We start from the raw sequence: 17,060 nt of genomic DNA, 5'->3' as shown, positions 1-17,060 counted from the left end.
ACAATATAACAATGTAACAATGATTTGCAGTTCTCCATTGGTAAACTGGTACACTGCTAGATTGGTACATTAAAATAATTTTTATGGAAAACCTAAGAGAAGAATTAAAACACAAAATCATCGAAGTTCTTAATTTAGAAGACGTTGCAGTAGAAGAAATCAAAGATACCGATCCGTTATTCGGAGGAGGTCTTGGACTGGATTCTATCGACGCTTTGGAATTAATTGTTCTTCTGGATAAAGAATATGGCATCAAATTATCCGATCCGAAAAAAGGAAAGGAAATTTTCACTTCCATTGATACCATGGCGAAATTTATCGAAGAAAACAGAACAAAATAAATTAATATACCAATGTATCAATGTAACAGTCTAGCAATTGGTAAACTGTTGCATTGATACATTGTTACATTTGTAAAGATGGGTCAAAAAATTGCCATAACAGGAATGGGAATCATTTCCGCCATTGGAAACAATGTGGAGGAAAATTTAAGCTCGCTAAAATCCGGCAAGCACGGAATTTCAGACATCACACTGTTTGAAACGCGCCATTCCGGAAATATCAAAACCGGAGAGATAAAATTGTCTAATCAAGAACTTGTTGAAAAACTTCAGCTAAATGAAGACAATCATGCGACAAGAACTTCTCTGCTAGGAATGGTTGCCGCAAAAGAAGCCGTAGAAAGTGCCGGAATTTCGGACATTAATGAATATAAAACAGGCCTCATTTCCTCAACCAGCGTTGGCGGAATGGATGTGACTGAAAAATATTTCTACAGTTATGAAGATTTTCCTGAAAAGCAAAAATATATTGATGCCCACGATGCTGGAAATTCATCATTACTGATTGCTGATTATTTGGGGCTAAAAGGTATGGTTTCAACGATTAGTACGGCCTGTTCTTCTGCAGCAAATGCGATCATGATGGGCGCCAAACTGATTAAAAATGGTGTTCTAGATCGTGTAATCGTTGGCGGAACAGATTCTCTTTCAAAGTTTACATTGAATGGTTTCAACACGCTGATGATCTTAACTGATTCTTACAACACCCCTTTCGACAATGACAGAAAAGGTTTAAATCTGGGTGAAGCAGCCGCTTTCATCGTTTTAGAATCTGATGAAGTCGTGAAAAAAGAAAATAAAAAAGTCTTAGGCTATCTTTCAGGATACGGAAATGCGAATGATGCCCATCACCAAACGGCTTCCTCGGAAAACGGACAAGGTGCTTATTTAGCGATGGAAAAAGCGTTGAAGGTTTCAGGCTTAGATAAAGAAAACATCGATTATATCAATGTTCACGGAACGGCAACGCCAAATAATGATTTATCTGAAGGCATTGCGATGATCCGAATTTTTGGAGAGAAAAAAGTGCCTGAATTCAGTTCTACGAAAGCTTTTACAGGACACACTTTGGCGGCGGCGGCGGGAATTGAAGCGGTGTATTCTTTATTAGCCATCCAAAACAATCTTATTTTCCCGAATCTGAATTTTAAAACAAAAATGGAAGAATTTGATTTGATACCTGTCACTGAACTCAAAGAGAAAAATATTAACCATGTTCTTTCCAATTCGTTTGGTTTTGGGGGAAATTGTTCAACCTTAATTTTCTCGAAATCATGAGTGCAGTTTACATCAACAGTGCAGCCTGCATCTCGGTTCAGGACACTTTAAATGAAAATTTTTTCCAAAATCTTAAGCCTGAAAATTCATCTCAGGTTTTAAAAGCGATCGAACCCAATTACAAAGAATTCATTCCTCCTGCAGCAAGCAGAAGAATGTCTAAAACGGTAAAAATGAGTTCTGTGGCTTCACAATATGCTTTAAAAGAAGCCGGAATCGAAAATCCTGATGCGATTATTGTTGGAACTGGAATGGGTTGTTCCCAGGATTCTGAAAAATTTCTAAAAAATGTACTGGATAACAATGAAGAGTTTCTGACTCCCACGTTTTTTATTCAGTCCACACACAATACCGTTGCTGGACAAATTGCTTTAGGTCTGCAATGTCACGCGTACAATTTCACCTATGTGAACACTTCTTCATCACTGGAATTTTCGTTTTTGGATGCAAAATTACAGATCAACGATGGTGAAGCTGAAAACATCTTAGTAGGTTCAACAGACGAACAAACCGACCGAACAATGGAATTGTACAAATTAAACAAAACCATTAAAAAAGAAGAAAATCTTCCCGTTGATTATCTGAATTCTACCACTGACGGCGTCATTTGGGGAGAAGGTGCCAGTTTTTTTGTGTTGGGAAAATACAAAACAGAAAACTCTTACGCTCAATTAAAAGATATTCAAATCAATAGCAGATTAGATTTAGAAGAAACGGAACAATTTATTGAAGATTTTTTAGCTAAAAATAATTTGTCTAAAAATGAAATTGATGCTGTAATTTTAGGTTTCAGCGGAGATGCAAGATCGGATGTTTATTACACGAAAGCAATGAGTTTATTTGAAAATTCAGCTTTGTTGTATTACAAACATTTGAGTGGAGAATTCAATACTGCGAGTGGTTTTTCAACGTTTATGGCTTGCCATATTCTTAAAAATCAGGAGATTTCAGAAGTAATGATGATTAGCAATTTAAGAAAGGAGGAAATTCAAAATATTTTGCTTTATAATCATCTTGGAGGGAACGACCATAGTTTGGTTTTGTTGGGGAAAGCTTAGTTTGAATTAATTTTTAACGTAGAACAGAACGAAACAAAGTGAAGTGAAGAATCTATTATTAAAGATTGCTTCGTCATTTCATTCCTCGCAATGACTTAAAAATTCAAAAGCAATAAAGATGAAACATTATCTATTTATCTTATTTTATCTTTTCTGTAACGTTTTTATTTATGCGTTTCAGGGATCATTTTGGGTATATCTGTTTTGTTTCCTGATGTTTTCAGCAGTCGTTGTCTGGGGATCTTTTGATATTGGATTAGGATATTTCGTCAACAGCATTACTCATAAAAGAACGAAAATCAAGGAAGTTGCTTTGACTTTTGATGATGGCCCTACTGAGTTTACTCCGAAATTTTTAGATTTATTAAAAGAAAACAACATAAAAGCAACCTTTTTTTGTATTGGGAAACAGATTGAAAAATACCCGGAAACTTTCCAGAGAATGGTTGCAGAAGGCCATACTATTGGAAATCATACCTATTCACATTCCAATAATACCGGATTTTTATCTACTTCAAAGATGATTCAAGAAATTGAAAAATGTGATGAAGTGATGTTAAATATTGGAAATAGTAAAACCAATTTATACCGGCCACCTTTTGGAGTTACCAATCCGAATATTGCAAAAGCCATCAGAAAAACTCACAAAAAAAGCATAGGCTGGAATGTTCGTTCCTTAGACACGATTACAGAAGATGAGAAAAAAATTTACCGGAAAGTCACCAAAGGGTTAAAAAAAGGAAGCATCATTCTTCTTCACGATACTTCGGAAAAAACGTACAATGTTTTGGAGGATTTATTAGTATTTTTGGGGGATAAAAATTACTCAACTTTTACAATTGGTAAATTTGAAAACCATTAAGTCACAAGGATTTTTCGCCAAGAACACAAGGGTTATTAATAATATTCTTTAAATAGTGTCCTTTGTGAAACCCTTGTCATCCTTGTGGTTAAATTTAAAAACGTTAAACAATGATTAAAAATATAGCTTTAAGCACCCTTTTATTAATTTCGACTTTTGTCTTTGCCCAAAACACAGCGATGTCGACGACAGAGGCAAAAGCATTTGTAACTAAAGTTTCGTCAGAAACCAAACAAATAAAAACATTACAGGCAGATTTTACCCAAACCAAAAAAATGGATTTTCTGGACAAAAGTATTGTAACACATGGAAAAATGTCTTTAAAAACGCCTAACATGCTGAGCTGGAAGTATATGAAACCGTATCATTACAGCATTGTTTTCAAGGATAATAAAATTTTTATTAATGATCAGGGGAAAAAGTCTTCGGTAGATGCAAAAAGTAAAACTTTTGAGAAAATCAACAAGCTGATTGTCGGAAGCTCAAACGGGCAGATGTTTAATGATCCGGAATTCTCTGTTTCCTATTTTAAAAATGGCAGTTTTAACATCGCAAAATTTACTCCTAAATCTGCCCAGCTGCTGAAATACATTAAGCAGATTGAGTTGTATTTCCCTAAAAATCAATCAACGGTTTCACAGGTCAATATGACGGAAGCTTCAGGAGACACTACAAATATTGTTTTCAAAAACACCAAGACAAATGCGCCGATTGCTGCTTCAGAATTTAGTTTATAGCCTGATTTTCATATCATTTATTTCATGCAAATCTTATAAGCTTGAAGGTGCAAAGCCTGTTTTAAATTCAAAAAAAACCGTTGAAAATCTTTATTTTTCATCTAATGAAGATTATGTCTATAAATGTCAGATGGATATTTACAAAAACCATGTCAGCGGAATTTTGATATTAAAAAAAATTAATGAATCGGCTCATCGCGTTGTATTAACATCGGATTTTGGAAACAAATTGATTGATTTTGAAATTTCGGAGAATGATTTTAAGTTAAATTATGTCTTGCCGGATTTAGACAAAAAAATTGTCATTAATTTTTTAAAGAATGATTTTCAGGAACTTTTAAGACAGAAATATCCTGTAACAGAAAGTTTTGAAAACGAAAATCAAAAAATTTATCTGTCAAAGATTGATAAAAAAGCGTATTATCTGTTTTTTAACAAAGAAGATGGTTTGATGAAACAAATCATTTACACGAAAAACAATAAGGAAAAAATCGACTTTACATTTGATGCAAAAAAACATATCTTCGCGGACAGTTTGAATCTTCAGCACAAAGACTTTAAAATAAACATAAAACTATTTCAAATAACCGAAAACGAATAAATCTCACATGAAAAAAGCATTATTTTTACTGGCGTTCATAATTTCAGGACTTTCTTTTGCTCAGGTAACTTTTAATCCCGGAATCAGGGCCGGCGCCAATTTCTCACATTTTACAAATAAAGCACAGTGGTATTCTTACATGGATTTTGATTATTCAAATAGTGAGGAAGCCAACATGGATTTTAAGAATAAAACAGATTTTTATATTGGGTTGTTCGGAAATATCCGCTTTGCTAAATTTTATGCTTTACAGCCGGAAATCAACTATTCAAGACAAGGCTAAAAACTTAATACTAATATCAATAACTGGAATGGACAGACCATTACCGCCTCTTATATTGGATTTCAAATCGTGAATAAATTTTATTTTAATAAATTTAATATCCATGTAGGCCCAACAATGGACTTCTTGGTTGAACAGAAAAACTTTGAAGCGTCCAATGAAGTTGATCTTGGCATTACGGCGGGTATAGGAGTTGACATTACCAATAATTTTGGAGTTGAAGCAAGAGTAAAAAAAGGCTTTATTCCGGTTTACACTTTCTATAATGACCATTCAAATGTGACTTTCCAGGCCGGAGTATATTATACATTTAACATGAAAAAATAATTTTATGCAGACTATTCTTACAGATTTTTATACTTTGCAATCTTACGAACAGACAGAAAACGGCAGCTTTACGGCGCATATTTCGCTGAACAAAGATCATGACATTTTCAAAGGACATTTTCCTGGCAATCCGGTAACTCCAGGAGTTTGCATGATGCAGATCGTGAAGGAACTTTCTGAAGAATTTACCGGTTTAAATTTATTTTTAAAATCTGCTTCCAATGTAAAGTTCATGGCGATTATCAATCCTTTTGAAACGCCGGATCTTACCTTACAATTGGATATTACCCAAACCGAAGAAGAGGTGAAAGTAAAAAATATCACTTCATTTGGCGAGACTATTGCATTAAAAATGTCAGTTAACTATAAAAAACTGACATTATGAAGTTTATCTTTTCATTGATAGCTGCTATCCTGCTTTTTTTTCAACCGGGCCTCGAATCTTTGAGAGAAAGCTACGCCAAAGCCAATTTGTCAAATGCTAATACAGAAACATTTATAAATACTGCGGACAAAGCATCAAGCTCTGATGTTGTGATACAAGGTTATAAAGCAGCTGCCAAAATTATGGAAGCTAAAATCACCAAACAAAACAGAAAAGCGCTGGTAAAATCAGGCGCTACGAATCTTGAAAGTCTTGTAAAAAGCAATCCGAATAATATAGAGCTTCGTGTTATCAGAATGAGTGTTCAGGAAAATATTCCGAAAATCGTGGGATATCGGGGAAGTCTGAAAGATGATAAAAATTTCATTCTTAATAATTATAATAAACAGAGCGGGTCGCTAAAAAATTATGTAAAACGATTTGCGGCACAATCTAAAACAATGACAGCTGCTGAAAAAGCCAGTTTAAAGTAAAATAATGACATTCGCTGAAGTACAGAATGTAATTTCCGAAAAAAAGATCTGCGTTTTAATTCCTACCTACAACAATGAAAAAACGCTGCGAAGAGTAATTGACGGTGTTTTGGAATACACTGAAAATATTGTTGTTGTGAATGATGGTTCTACAGATTCTACACCTGTTATTTTAAAAGATTATGTTCAGATACAGGTAATTCATCTACCCCAAAACAGAGGGAAAGGAAATGCTTTGAAAACAGGCTTTAGAGAAGCTGAAAAGTTAGGATACAGCTACGCCATCACAATTGATTCGGACGGGCAGCATTATCCTGATGATATTCCTGTTTTTGCAGAAGCTTTATCTCATGAAAAGGAAGATGTACTTCTCATAGGAAACCGAAATATGTCTCAGGACGGAATTCCTAAGAAAAGTAGTTTCGGAAATCGTTTTTCCAACTTTTGGTTTTGGTTTGAAACCGGAATTAAATTGCAGGATACCCAATCAGGGTACCGGCTTTATCCTTTACATAAAATACCCAGAAAATATTTTACCCCGAAATTTGAGTTTGAGATTGAAATCATTGTACGGACAGCATGGAGGCATATTCCGGTAAAAAATGTTCCTGTAAAAGTATTGTATGATCCTGCAGAAAGAGTATCTCATTTCAGGCCATTTAAGGATTTTACCAGAATCAGTATTCTTAATACGATCCTGGTAACGATTACTTTACTGTACATTATTCCGCGTAACTTTGTGAATAATTTCAAAAAAAAAAGCTTTAAAAATTTCATACAGGAAGATGTTCTGGAAAGTGATGGCAGTAACCGTACGAAAGCATTTTCCATTGCGCTGGGTGTGTTTATAGGGTTTTCTCCTTTTTGGGGATTCCATACGCTTTTAACTATTTCTTTAGCTGTACTTTTTAAGCTGAATAAAGTATTGGCTTTTGTGGCTTCAAATGTAAGCCTGCCCCCTTTTATACCCTTTATTATTGCCGCTTCTTTGTTTTTAGGCGCACCATTTGTCGGCGGAAACAGCAATATCCTGAGCCAGGATCTGAATTTTGAACTGGTAAAAAATAATCTACTGCAATACCTCATCGGCAGTGCCATATTGTCTGTCACCATGTCAATAATTTCTGGGATTGCTACTTTTCTTTTTTTAAGTAAGGTAAGTCCTGAAAATGATTAAATGGCTGTTTAAACTTTTATATAACCGCAAAAGTTGCAAAAGGGAAGCTCAACTTTTATTTAAAGTTGATAATTACAAATGAAAAAGGTTACAATAGCTTAAAAAAATCTTCGATTTTTATTCTTTTGAAAACTTTAAAATTCTGAAATTAGTTTAAACAAGTTTTAATTAAAAAAAACTGCAAAGCCATTTGACCTTGCAGTAATTATTTTAATTAATCTTAGTGTGTTCTATTTTACCGTTAATTTCTGTGACTGTATTTTTCCATTTTTGTCTGTTAAAACCAGCATATAGTTCCCTGCATTAAGTTCTTTTACAGAAATTGAATCGCGTTCAATTTTAGTTTGTAATACAAGTCTTCCGGTAAGATCATATATTTTAGCTTCAACCGGAATAAAATCTTTCTGAGATTTAAAATACACCATATCATGTGCAGGATTAGGATATATGGTAAGCATCTCTTGGGCTTCCTGTACTTCTTTTGTATTCAGGAATGATCCTTCGACAACATTCAGGGTTGTGTTTGGTGTCACATTATTTATCACATCCACCACTCCTGAAGGCCATCTTACAATAACTTTTGTAATGGCTGTAGCCTGACCAATTCCGAAATGAACATTCAATGTACTCATGTTTCCAAATCCGGTTCCACTTTGTACATCTCTGATTTGTTTCCCCCATGACCCATATATTTCCACCCTGGCACCGATCCCGTTTTTGTTACTCTGGGTTCCTTTCAGAGTTACTTTCAGCCATTTATTTGTATTTCCGACATTCATCATGATGACATTTCCATTCTGAATATCCAGGAATCCGTCGTTATTTAAATCCCCGATAGGACGATCATAGTAGCCGAGATTGTAAGGTGTAGGATTGGGTGTAAATGTAAAATCACCATTGCCAAACATAATGTTACTTCCTGCTCCCAGCACATCTAAGAATCCGTCATTATCAAAATCATGCGCTACATATTCTCTACTTAGTGCATTTGTAGTATCATAGCCTGAACCTGCCGATTTATCTGTAAATGTTCCGTCACCGTTATTCTTCATCACTCTACTCAAACCATTGCTTGTAGAATTGATTCCTACCACTGCATCCATCCAGCCATCATTATTGAAATCTCCCCATGCAGAAGACCATGTCTGAGTAGGATTTGCCATATTTGCGGCAGCTGCAACATTCGTATAAGTTCCGTTACCATTATTTCGGTGAAGCTCATCAATATTTCCTCCGGGTCCTGAGCCTCCTCCACTACATTTCGCTATGTATAGATCCATATCTCCGTCGTTATCATAATCGATCCATATAGAACCGTAATTCCCTCCGGATGGGAAATCTCCTAATCCACCCTGATTATGATTCATCTCTGTGCCATCATTTATATAATATCTGTTTGGCGCATTATCATCACAAACAAAAGCATCCAGCCTTCCGTCATTATTGATATCTACGAAATTGGTTCTCTGTACCAAAAACGATTGTGATTTTCTGTCGGAAGTGAATCCCGTACCGGTAGAATTAGCCTTTAAAAAAGCAACTCCGCTACCAGAACCATAGATAAGATCGTTAAAACCATTGTTATCATAATCTCCCGCTGCAATGCTCCACGAAGGGGTTATGATCGTAGAAGGAACCGTATAAGATACATTATTAAAGCCGCCACCAGGCAATTGATAAGAAATTACAACGTGCGTAGCATCTACTACAGAGACAATATCATCAAGATAGTCCGCATTCATATCTACAACACAATTATTATAAGTTCCGGCTACAGATACCGGTTGCGCTACAAAAGACAAACGGTCCGGAACAGCCACCACTTCGGAAAGTGTAATATTAAAACCTAATGAAGAGAATTTATTATCAAATACAATATAATAAGTTGTCCCTGCAACTGCATTAAAGGTTACCTGAGAAAATGCTCCTGTATAATCATCGTTTGCCGCAATGCAACTTAGATTACCACAGTTTCCCGTAAATACGATCAGACGTGTATCAACACTTTGCCCTGCAGCTGAAGTAACAACTTTAATTGTCTTATTTTGTGTAGGCGTATATTTATACCACAAACCTTTTGTTCCGGGGGCGCCTAATGAGCAGGCTGTTGCGGGTGCATCGCCCGTAACATTCGGGGCGGTAGTTGTTCCTATATCTATAGTAGCTGCTGTGGCACAGGTCAATTGTGCAGCCACCCATGCGCTATTCAATAACAATACAAAAAAGGGGAATATTTTTTTCATGAATTAAAAGTTTTGTTATTATTAATTATTTATGGACAAGTTTGATTTAATGAAGAAATCCATTGTGTTAAAAGTTCAACACCCTCATCGTGTACGATGGTTCTTCCCAGCAGTGGCATTCTGTTATTTTCATTGATAGAGCTCAATCTGAAATGCATCACCGATTTGGCAGGATTTCCAGGTGTAATAATTCTTTCTAAAGTTGGGCTAAGTGGCTCATCTGCCGTTAAACAAACACCCAATTTGGTCAGGTTTGATGTCTGACTGAAGCTTAAACGTATGGCCCGGTAGTCACATCTTGCGTTGTCCTGATGACAATGGGCACAGTTGATATCAAGATAAGATCTCAGACGAATATCCAAAGGTTTGCTGGTATCTTTATAGTTCACGGTAGAAGTAATGTTGGAAGGATAACTTTGCAGATAACCCTCTTCTACCAATTTTTGTAATTGATTTTTAATCCCATTAGGATAATTGTAAGTTACGTTTATATTTTGAGGTTTTACACCGATCGGAATTGGTTTATTATCTAATTTATGACAGGCAAGACATTCGGTTTCTGAAGGAATTCTGTAATCGGTAGTAATGATTTCCCCGTTTTCCTTTTTAAATGAAATATTTTTAGAGCTTCCGCTTGCAAAATTTCCTCCGGTTACAAGTTCTGCTTCTGTCTGAGCATCATTCCAGAGATATTCTGCAAAAATCCAACCAGTTGATTTTTTGATCATTAAACGTGTTTCAATGATTTTCGTAGCATTTCCCGGTTGTATCGTACTGTAATAAAAGTTTTTTATAAGAACGGTGCCAACAGGAAAATTTAATATTTTATCATCTGCGTCATAATTTGCCTTCGTACCTCCTGGCATCCAGATAAATCTCTTTTTTAAAGCATAATCTGTAAACAATGAACTGGCAGGTTCATAAGGAATAACTTTGGTATTAGGTTGCAGATTTTTCAGATCTCCTGTAAAAAACATATACGTTGATAATTTTGCATACGGAACTGCATCAATATTAAAATTAACAAAAGAACTTTCAGTTTCTATGCTTTCGATTTTCTCATCGCTTTTACAGGAAAATATAGTCAGAAAACAAAATAAATACAGCAAGTAGATTTTTCTCATTCATTAACAATTTAAGGAAACGAATATAAATAATAAATCTAATCAAAAACAAATTTTTATCAATAAAATCATAATTATAGTTAAAAATACGTAAAATACAATACTTTTCTAGGTATTTAATTTGTTAAAACAAGCTTATAGATTACAAAATAAAAATTCTAACAAAAATTCAGTTAATAAAAACAACCAAAACAAGAATGATTTAATTTCAAAATATCGTAAAGCTTATTTCAATTTATTAACTGCTTTATGCAAATATTTTTCTATATTTTTTCTGTCCGGAATTGTAGTGATTTCTTTAGCTAAAGCTGTTTCAAATTCAGTTTTTGCTTTAGAATATTCTTTCTTATTGAAATAATATTTTCCTGCCTGATAATAAACAAGCCAGAAATCAGGGTTTAAAGATTGATAGTATGGAATAAAATCATCTGTAATAGTTTCTTCTCCATCAATAGCTTTATTTACTTTTGAGCTCATCATTTTGTACTGTTCGTAATTTTCATATTCTTTACAATCTAAAAAAGGATCCTTCGGAATATTTAATTCAGATTTTGAAAATTTTTCGTTTTCCAGTCTTTTATCAGAAAAAATTTCATTCAAATCATAACATACAAATTCTCCTAATTGATAAGGATTAGCAGAAACCCAGACAAGCTTTTTCTGAGGAGAAAAGATCACCGCGTGATGTGCCAGCAACTGATTGATTGCTTTTTCGTTGCCGTATCCAATTTTTTTGCCTTTCAGTCCTGACTTATCCCTTAAAATAGCGGCCATTTTTTCGGGATTGAGCTTTTTATTTTCCTGTAAAAGTTCCTGTAGCTTTTCGTAACGGTATTCGGAATGGCTCTCCAAAATATGTTTCTTGTTTCTTTTATCATTTTGGTAAGCCTCCGACTGGAAATGATTGGTGCAAAACACCTTGCTTGTATTTTCAACCTTGTACACTCCAAAATTACCCGGAGAAACCTCAATGATTACCGCATTTTTATCATTCGCACTTCCTACCAGAATAGATTCCGAAACAAAAACTTTTCTTTTTTTTGCAATGGCAATCGCTTCGTCAATAGTTGTAGCATACTGCAAAATTTCCCTTGTTACAAGAGAAATAGGTGTTTTAGCCGTTAGCGGAATCTTAGATTTTCCGGCGTTGATTGTAACAGTAATCCCTTCTTTATTCATTCCTGAAACCACTCCGATCATTCCCGGCCACGCGACGGACATATAAGGAATTCCATCTTCAGGCTCTACAAATTCAACCAATTTATTTTCTGCGAAATCATCTCCCACATAAAAATCAAAGTTTCTCCCGATCAGCAGCTCTCCGTCTTCTGTATTTTCGTTCCATACAGCCAATGATGTGCAGCCTACCATCATTAAATCCTGCATCGCATGGCCGATATCGTGAGCACCGTGCAGATAGAGATTGCGGAGATATTTTGGCGCGATAAAATTATATTCATCAGAGGAATACCGGGACAATCCGTAAAGTTCTGCCTGATAGTCTTCTCTTACATTAAGATACATTTTACGGTTATACCATTTCAGAAAACCTCTCAACAAATTTTGTTTAAACTTTGAAGGAACAAAACCTTCAACTTTTGAAAAGAAGATTTTTTCCTGCTTCTGCATCAGACTTTGTGTTAAAGCTCCGTTATTATAACCTAACTGCAATGGATTTCCTTTAACATACAATTCCCAGAGGCCTTGTCTGTTTTTCGTTAAATAATTTTCATGAAAGCTAAATGTTGAGTCGTTGATTTTATGCACTTCTGGAATCTCAAGAGAATATTGTTGTACATCAGGAAGGTGTTTTATGGATTTTCTTACGCCGCATGAAGTAAGACTAAGAATAAGGTTGAGGCTGAGAAATAACAAAATGAAATATCTGGCATTACGAAAAAAGGAATCTATTTTTAATTTAGATTCTTCCTTATCCTTCTCAGAACGGCGTTCTGTATTCAGAATGACAAACTGCATATTATTTCTCACTTTTATTTTTGTTAATAAATTGGGTTAATCTTTTATCTATCAGCTCTTTCCCTACAATCTCTGCACAGGTATTGAATGCACCAATGGTACAACCCAAAATACCGTGCATATTAACAGATTGTCCTGTAAGAAACAGATTATCAATTTTGGTTCTTGGAGAAACCATTGTTTTCAGAGGATTTTCGGAGCTTTTGCTGTAGCCGTACATATTTCCGTTGACGCTTCCGATGTAATCGCGGTATGACAGCGGTGAAGATGTATAAATCCTTTTAATACAATCTCTTAAATCAGGAATTTTCTTTTCCAGTGCAGTTATCATTTTTTCTGCTTTCTCTGCTTTAAAAAGATCATATAATTCTCCCCTTTTCTGTTCATCTGTAACCGTATTAAATGTATTTTCCCATTCTTTTACTTCTTCAAAATCCATATAAGAAATGGCAGTGAGACTTTCTGCAAATTCAGTATCATGCTTCGACCGGGTAGAAGACAGCATATAAGTTTGCGGCCATTCATTTTTATTATACTGATAGGCATTCCAAATCATTTCTTCAGATGAAAAATGATAAATATTATAATTGAAATTGCGAATTTTCTTAGGTTTCAGAACAAAATACACACTAAAACATGAAGGGCCGGGATCCCAACTCAGTATCCGGTTTAAAAATGACTTTTTTAAACGATCTTCACCAATCAATTTTATTGTTGAACGAATTTCTATATTGGAAATAAACTTTTCTGCAAAATATTCTTTCCTTGCGTTTGTTCTGACACCCGTTAAAATATTATTTTCATTAAAGATAAATTCTGAAACCTCAGCGTGTTTGTGAACCTCAGCACCGTGTTCACGAAGTTTGCGAATGAGTAATTTTGAGATCTGGCTCCCCCCATTTATACATTTGTAAGCACTTTGAATATAGGAATTGACCGTCAGCGCATGCACATAAAAAGGCACATTTTCCGAATCACCGGCATATAAAAAATTGGAACCTAATAACACGGCCTGCAATTTCTCGTTTGGGGTAATCGATTCAATAAATCTTTTGGTATTTAAGTGGAGAATTTCTTCATTGTAATGATCTTTTCCAACAACATTATACCTCGGAAACTGGCTGCAAACCCGTTGAATTTCTTCACAGTAGTTTTCCAGATTTTCTTTTTCCTCCGGGAAATATACGGATAATTGCTTTACAAAATTTTCAAAACCCTGTGCGTGAGGATATTCGATTTCATCATCTCCGAAAGTAATTTTATCATATCCGTCCTCATCCATCTTCTGCAGCTTCAGCTCATCTATGATATCCAGATAGGAAAAAAACTGGTAAAGATTCTGCCCTTCCGAGAGGCCACCTAAATAGTGAACTCCTGTATCGAAAATCAGCTTATCCCTGGAGAAAGTCTGTAGATTTCCTCCGTATTGGTTATTTTTTTCCAGAACACAAACGTTCCGACCTTCTTTCGCTAAAATAAGAGCCGAAACAAGACCTCCCAATCCGCTGCCGATTACAAGTATGTCAAATTGTTTTTTCAAAGGAGAAGATGGGTTTTCTTTTAAAGCTAAGAATTTAGAATCAATTGTTTTCTGTCATGTTGAAAGCATCTCAACATTGTTTCAGGTTCCTGCGGAATGACAAACGATGCGGAGCAATCACGACACTCAACCAAATAATAATTCTAAACCTTAATATTTGAGTTAAATATTAGTTTTTACGGAAGTAAAAGTAGGAAATTTAATCAATATCATCCCAAAAATCAAAATAATTGAACCATTGAAGCGGATATTTTTTAATCATGGATTCCAGATTTTCAGTGTACGAATTTAAAAGTCCCTGGGCATCGCGTTTTTTCACATTCTGTGCGACTTTTGCATACAAATGATAATGCAGATTTTTCTCTTTCATCACGTATACATATACCACAGGAACACTCAATCTTGAAGCAATAAGAAACGGGCCGGCCGGAAATTTCGCCGTTTTTCCCAATAAATTTCCTTCTAAAAATTTAGATCCTTCAAAATAACGGTCGCCGGTGAAACAGATGAGCTCATTTTTGGATAGCGCTTCATTAATTTCGAAGATATGCGACATATCATCTTTTACATAAATGAATTTCACTGTGCTTTCTTTTACGGAAACACTTTCAAGATACTCCTTTATGACCGTCACTTCCTGATCTGTTGTCACTAAATTAATCTGAGTATCAAAATCGATATCGGCAAAAAAATGTTCTGCAATTTCAAAGTTTCCGATATGTGCACTGATAAGCACACCACCTTTTTTTTCGGCTAAAAGATTCCTGAGATTTTCAATTCCATCAAATTCATAGGTATAATTTTCTCTTAAACCAGCTGAAATTGCGGTTTTGTCGATAAGAACCTTTCCAAAAGTAAAATAACTTTTAAATACAGAAATCTTGGTTTTCCAGAAACTATAGTGCAGTCTTTTTGTGAAGTAATATGAAATATACCGGTTACTCTTTTTTTCAAAGATAAAATAATAGGCCGCTACGAAATAAAGCACAACATATGAACTCCGGATTCCAATATTTCTAATACACCAGACGAATATTCTGTAGCCCAAAATCGTCCCTTTAGATTTACCTTTCCACTTGTTCATAACATTAATTTAGCAATGTATCATTCTAACAATGTAACAATATTTAACATTGATAAATTACAGATTGATGTATTGTTAGATTATTTTATGCGTTTTTTTCAATGATTTTATTTTCAATAGTCGAATAGAAATCATCAAACGTGACCATTTTTTTAAAATCTGCCTCGCCTAATTTTACCCCGAAATTGGATTCGATCACGACTACCATATCGATATAATCTAAGCTGTCTAAGCCCAGTGTTGTTTTCAGATTTGCATCATTGCTGATCTCATCGCCGTCTACTTCGAATTCATTGACTAAAAAGTCGTTGACGATCGCAACAATTTTTTCCCTTTCCATGTTTTTAATTAAATTTTTTAACGATTAATGCGGAATTGGTTCCCCCAAATCCGAAAGAATTCGACAAAAATACGTCAATTTTTTGACTTTTTGTTTCAGCGATCAAATTTATCTTTTTTGCTTCATCGTCAGGATTTTCCAGATTAATATTCGGTGCAATAAAATCATTCTGCATCATTAGAATAGAATAAATAACCTCACTGGCTCCTGCCATCCAGCATTCATGGCCTGTCATTGATTTTGTAGAACTCACCGGAACTTCATTACCAAAGATTTCATAAATCGCTTTTGCTTCATTGGCATCACCGATTGGCGTAGAAGTCGCATGTGCATTAATATAATCAATCTCTTTTGCCGTTAAACCTGACTGTTTCAAAGCTCTGTCCATTGCCAAAGCCGGGCCGTCAACATTCGGTGTTGAAATATGACCACCGTTTGAAGAAAAACCGTAACCAACAATCTCTGCAATAATATTGGCACCTCTTTTCTGTGCAGATTCAAGACTTTCGACAATTAAGGTTGCTGCGCCTCCGCTTGGAATCAAACCGTCTCTCCCGGAATCGAAAGGCCGCGAAGCTTTTGTAGGCTCATCTTCTCTTACAGAAAAAACGCCCAATCCATCAAAGCTTGCCATGGAATATTTGTTGGTTTCCTGTGCGCCTCCACACACAATCATATCCTGAAAGCCGTTTTTAATCATCATGAAAGCCAGTCCTAAAGAATGAGAACCGCTCGCACACGCCGCACTGATGGTCAAATTGATCCCTCTCAATTTAAAAATGGTGGAAAGATTCATCGTTACGGTAGAGTTCATGGATTTGAAAATCGCTCCTGAGCCCATTAAAGTAGTATCTTTTTTCTCTCTTGCAATGTCGATAGATTCAACAACTGCCTGAGAAACACTGTCGTTTCCGTATAAAATTCCGACTTCGTGCCGGTCTAAAAATTCCTGGTCTATATTTGCCTGCTTTAAAGCATCAAGTGTTGCAACGTATGCATATTCGCTTTCCTCGCCCATGCTTACACGCTGTCTGCGGCTCAAAAGATTCTTTAAATCCGGTCTTGGAACCACACCCGTTAATCCGGACCTGAAACCAAACTCTTTTCTTTCATCCACTAAATAAATACCGGATTTTCCCTGAAATAAAGATTCTTTCACCTCTTCCAAAGAAGTTCCGATGCAGGAATAAATTCCCATTCCGGTAATGACAACCCTATTTTCCATGTATT

At 35.3% G+C, this 17,060-nt stretch carries 18 protein-coding genes; 11 read left to right on the top strand and 7 right to left on the bottom strand.

What is annotated here, in order from left to right; translation table 11 throughout:
* Positions 1–83: 83 nt before the first annotated feature.
* From BMW64_RS14595 to BMW64_RS14550, 11 genes are all read left to right on the top strand, one after another.
* Positions 84–341 (top strand): phosphopantetheine-binding protein, encoded by a 258-nt coding sequence (locus BMW64_RS14595; protein WP_089858199.1) that lies wholly within the window; start codon positions 84–86, stop codon positions 339–341.
* Between the two features lie 78 nt (positions 342–419).
* Complete coding sequence (locus BMW64_RS14590; protein WP_090000688.1) at positions 420–1,619, top strand: beta-ketoacyl-[acyl-carrier-protein] synthase family protein; 1,200 nt, start codon at positions 420–422, stop codon at positions 1,617–1,619.
* Positions 1,616–2,677, top strand: a complete 1,062-nt coding sequence (locus tag BMW64_RS14585; protein ID WP_090000687.1) for a beta-ketoacyl synthase N-terminal-like domain-containing protein — start codon at positions 1,616–1,618, stop codon at positions 2,675–2,677. Before BMW64_RS14590 ends, BMW64_RS14585 begins: the two co-directional genes overlap by 4 nt.
* A gap of 118 nt (positions 2,678–2,795) precedes the next feature.
* Positions 2,796–3,539 (top strand): polysaccharide deacetylase family protein, encoded by a 744-nt coding sequence (locus tag BMW64_RS14580; RefSeq protein ID WP_090000686.1) that lies wholly within the window; start codon positions 2,796–2,798, stop codon positions 3,537–3,539.
* A 110-nt stretch (positions 3,540–3,649) separates the two neighbouring features.
* Positions 3,650–4,276, top strand: a complete 627-nt coding sequence (locus BMW64_RS14575; RefSeq protein WP_090000685.1) for a flexirubin biosynthesis/transport protein LolA2 — start codon at positions 3,650–3,652, stop codon at positions 4,274–4,276.
* Positions 4,242–4,877, top strand: coding sequence for a flexirubin biosynthesis protein LolB2 (locus BMW64_RS14570; protein WP_090000684.1), 636 nt, complete (start codon positions 4,242–4,244; stop codon positions 4,875–4,877). Before BMW64_RS14575 ends, BMW64_RS14570 begins: the two co-directional genes overlap by 35 nt.
* Positions 4,878–4,884: 7 nt before the next feature.
* The gene (locus tag BMW64_RS20725) at positions 4,885–5,160 is read left to right on the top strand and encodes an outer membrane beta-barrel protein (RefSeq protein WP_177175299.1); all 276 of its coding nucleotides are present in this window, start codon (positions 4,885–4,887) and stop codon (positions 5,158–5,160) included.
* Between the two features lie 117 nt (positions 5,161–5,277).
* Positions 5,278–5,487 carry a hypothetical protein gene (locus BMW64_RS20720; RefSeq protein WP_228400927.1) on the top strand — a complete coding sequence of 70 codons (210 nt, stop codon included), beginning with the start codon at positions 5,278–5,280 and terminating at the stop codon, positions 5,485–5,487.
* A gap of 4 nt (positions 5,488–5,491) precedes the next feature.
* Positions 5,492–5,872, top strand: a complete 381-nt coding sequence (locus BMW64_RS14560) for a 3-hydroxyacyl-ACP dehydratase (protein ID WP_090000683.1) — start codon at positions 5,492–5,494, stop codon at positions 5,870–5,872.
* Positions 5,869–6,345: a hypothetical protein gene (locus BMW64_RS14555; protein ID WP_090000682.1), complete on the top strand. Its 477-nt coding sequence runs from the start codon at positions 5,869–5,871 to the stop codon at positions 6,343–6,345. The genes BMW64_RS14560 and BMW64_RS14555 overlap by 4 nt, the downstream gene beginning before the upstream one ends.
* 4 nt (positions 6,346–6,349) lie before the next feature.
* Positions 6,350–7,522 (top strand): DUF2062 domain-containing protein, encoded by a 1,173-nt coding sequence (locus BMW64_RS14550; protein WP_090000681.1) that lies wholly within the window; start codon positions 6,350–6,352, stop codon positions 7,520–7,522.
* A 230-nt stretch (positions 7,523–7,752) separates the two neighbouring features.
* Here BMW64_RS14550 and BMW64_RS14545 read toward each other — a convergent pair whose 3' ends face one another.
* The 7 genes from BMW64_RS14545 to BMW64_RS14515 all read right to left on the bottom strand — a co-directional run bounded on the left by BMW64_RS14545 (position 7,753) and on the right by BMW64_RS14515 (position 17,055).
* Entirely contained in the window at positions 7,753–9,765 is a 2,013-nt protein-coding gene (locus BMW64_RS14545; RefSeq protein WP_090000680.1) for an FG-GAP-like repeat-containing protein, read from the bottom strand.
* Between the two features lie 29 nt (positions 9,766–9,794).
* The gene (locus BMW64_RS14540; protein ID WP_090000679.1) at positions 9,795–10,889 is read right to left on the bottom strand and encodes a hypothetical protein; all 1,095 of its coding nucleotides are present in this window, start codon (positions 10,887–10,889) and stop codon (positions 9,795–9,797) included.
* Between the two features lie 225 nt (positions 10,890–11,114).
* Entirely contained in the window at positions 11,115–12,866 is a 1,752-nt protein-coding gene (locus BMW64_RS14535; protein WP_090000678.1) for a C45 family autoproteolytic acyltransferase/hydolase, read from the bottom strand.
* Between the two features lies 1 nt (position 12,867).
* Entirely contained in the window at positions 12,868–14,406 is a 1,539-nt protein-coding gene (locus BMW64_RS14530; protein WP_090000677.1) for a phytoene desaturase family protein, read from the bottom strand.
* A gap of 199 nt (positions 14,407–14,605) precedes the next feature.
* The gene (locus BMW64_RS14525) at positions 14,606–15,490 is read right to left on the bottom strand and encodes an LpxL/LpxP family acyltransferase (protein ID WP_090000676.1); all 885 of its coding nucleotides are present in this window, start codon (positions 15,488–15,490) and stop codon (positions 14,606–14,608) included.
* 85 nt (positions 15,491–15,575) lie between these two features.
* Positions 15,576–15,830, bottom strand: coding sequence for an acyl carrier protein (locus BMW64_RS14520; protein ID WP_090000675.1), 255 nt, complete (start codon positions 15,828–15,830; stop codon positions 15,576–15,578).
* A 4-nt stretch (positions 15,831–15,834) separates the two neighbouring features.
* On the bottom strand, positions 15,835–17,055 hold the full coding sequence (locus BMW64_RS14515) for a beta-ketoacyl-[acyl-carrier-protein] synthase family protein (RefSeq protein WP_090000674.1): 1,221 nt from the start codon (positions 17,053–17,055) through the stop codon (positions 15,835–15,837).
* Positions 17,056–17,060 lie beyond the last annotated feature (5 nt).

The organism is Chryseobacterium taichungense (genome assembly GCF_900109935.1).
Taxonomy (GTDB): domain Bacteria; phylum Bacteroidota; class Bacteroidia; order Flavobacteriales; family Weeksellaceae; genus Chryseobacterium; species Chryseobacterium taichungense.
The sequence above is the reverse complement of the archived record's forward strand: the minus strand, read 5'-3'. Positions and strand labels throughout refer to the sequence as shown.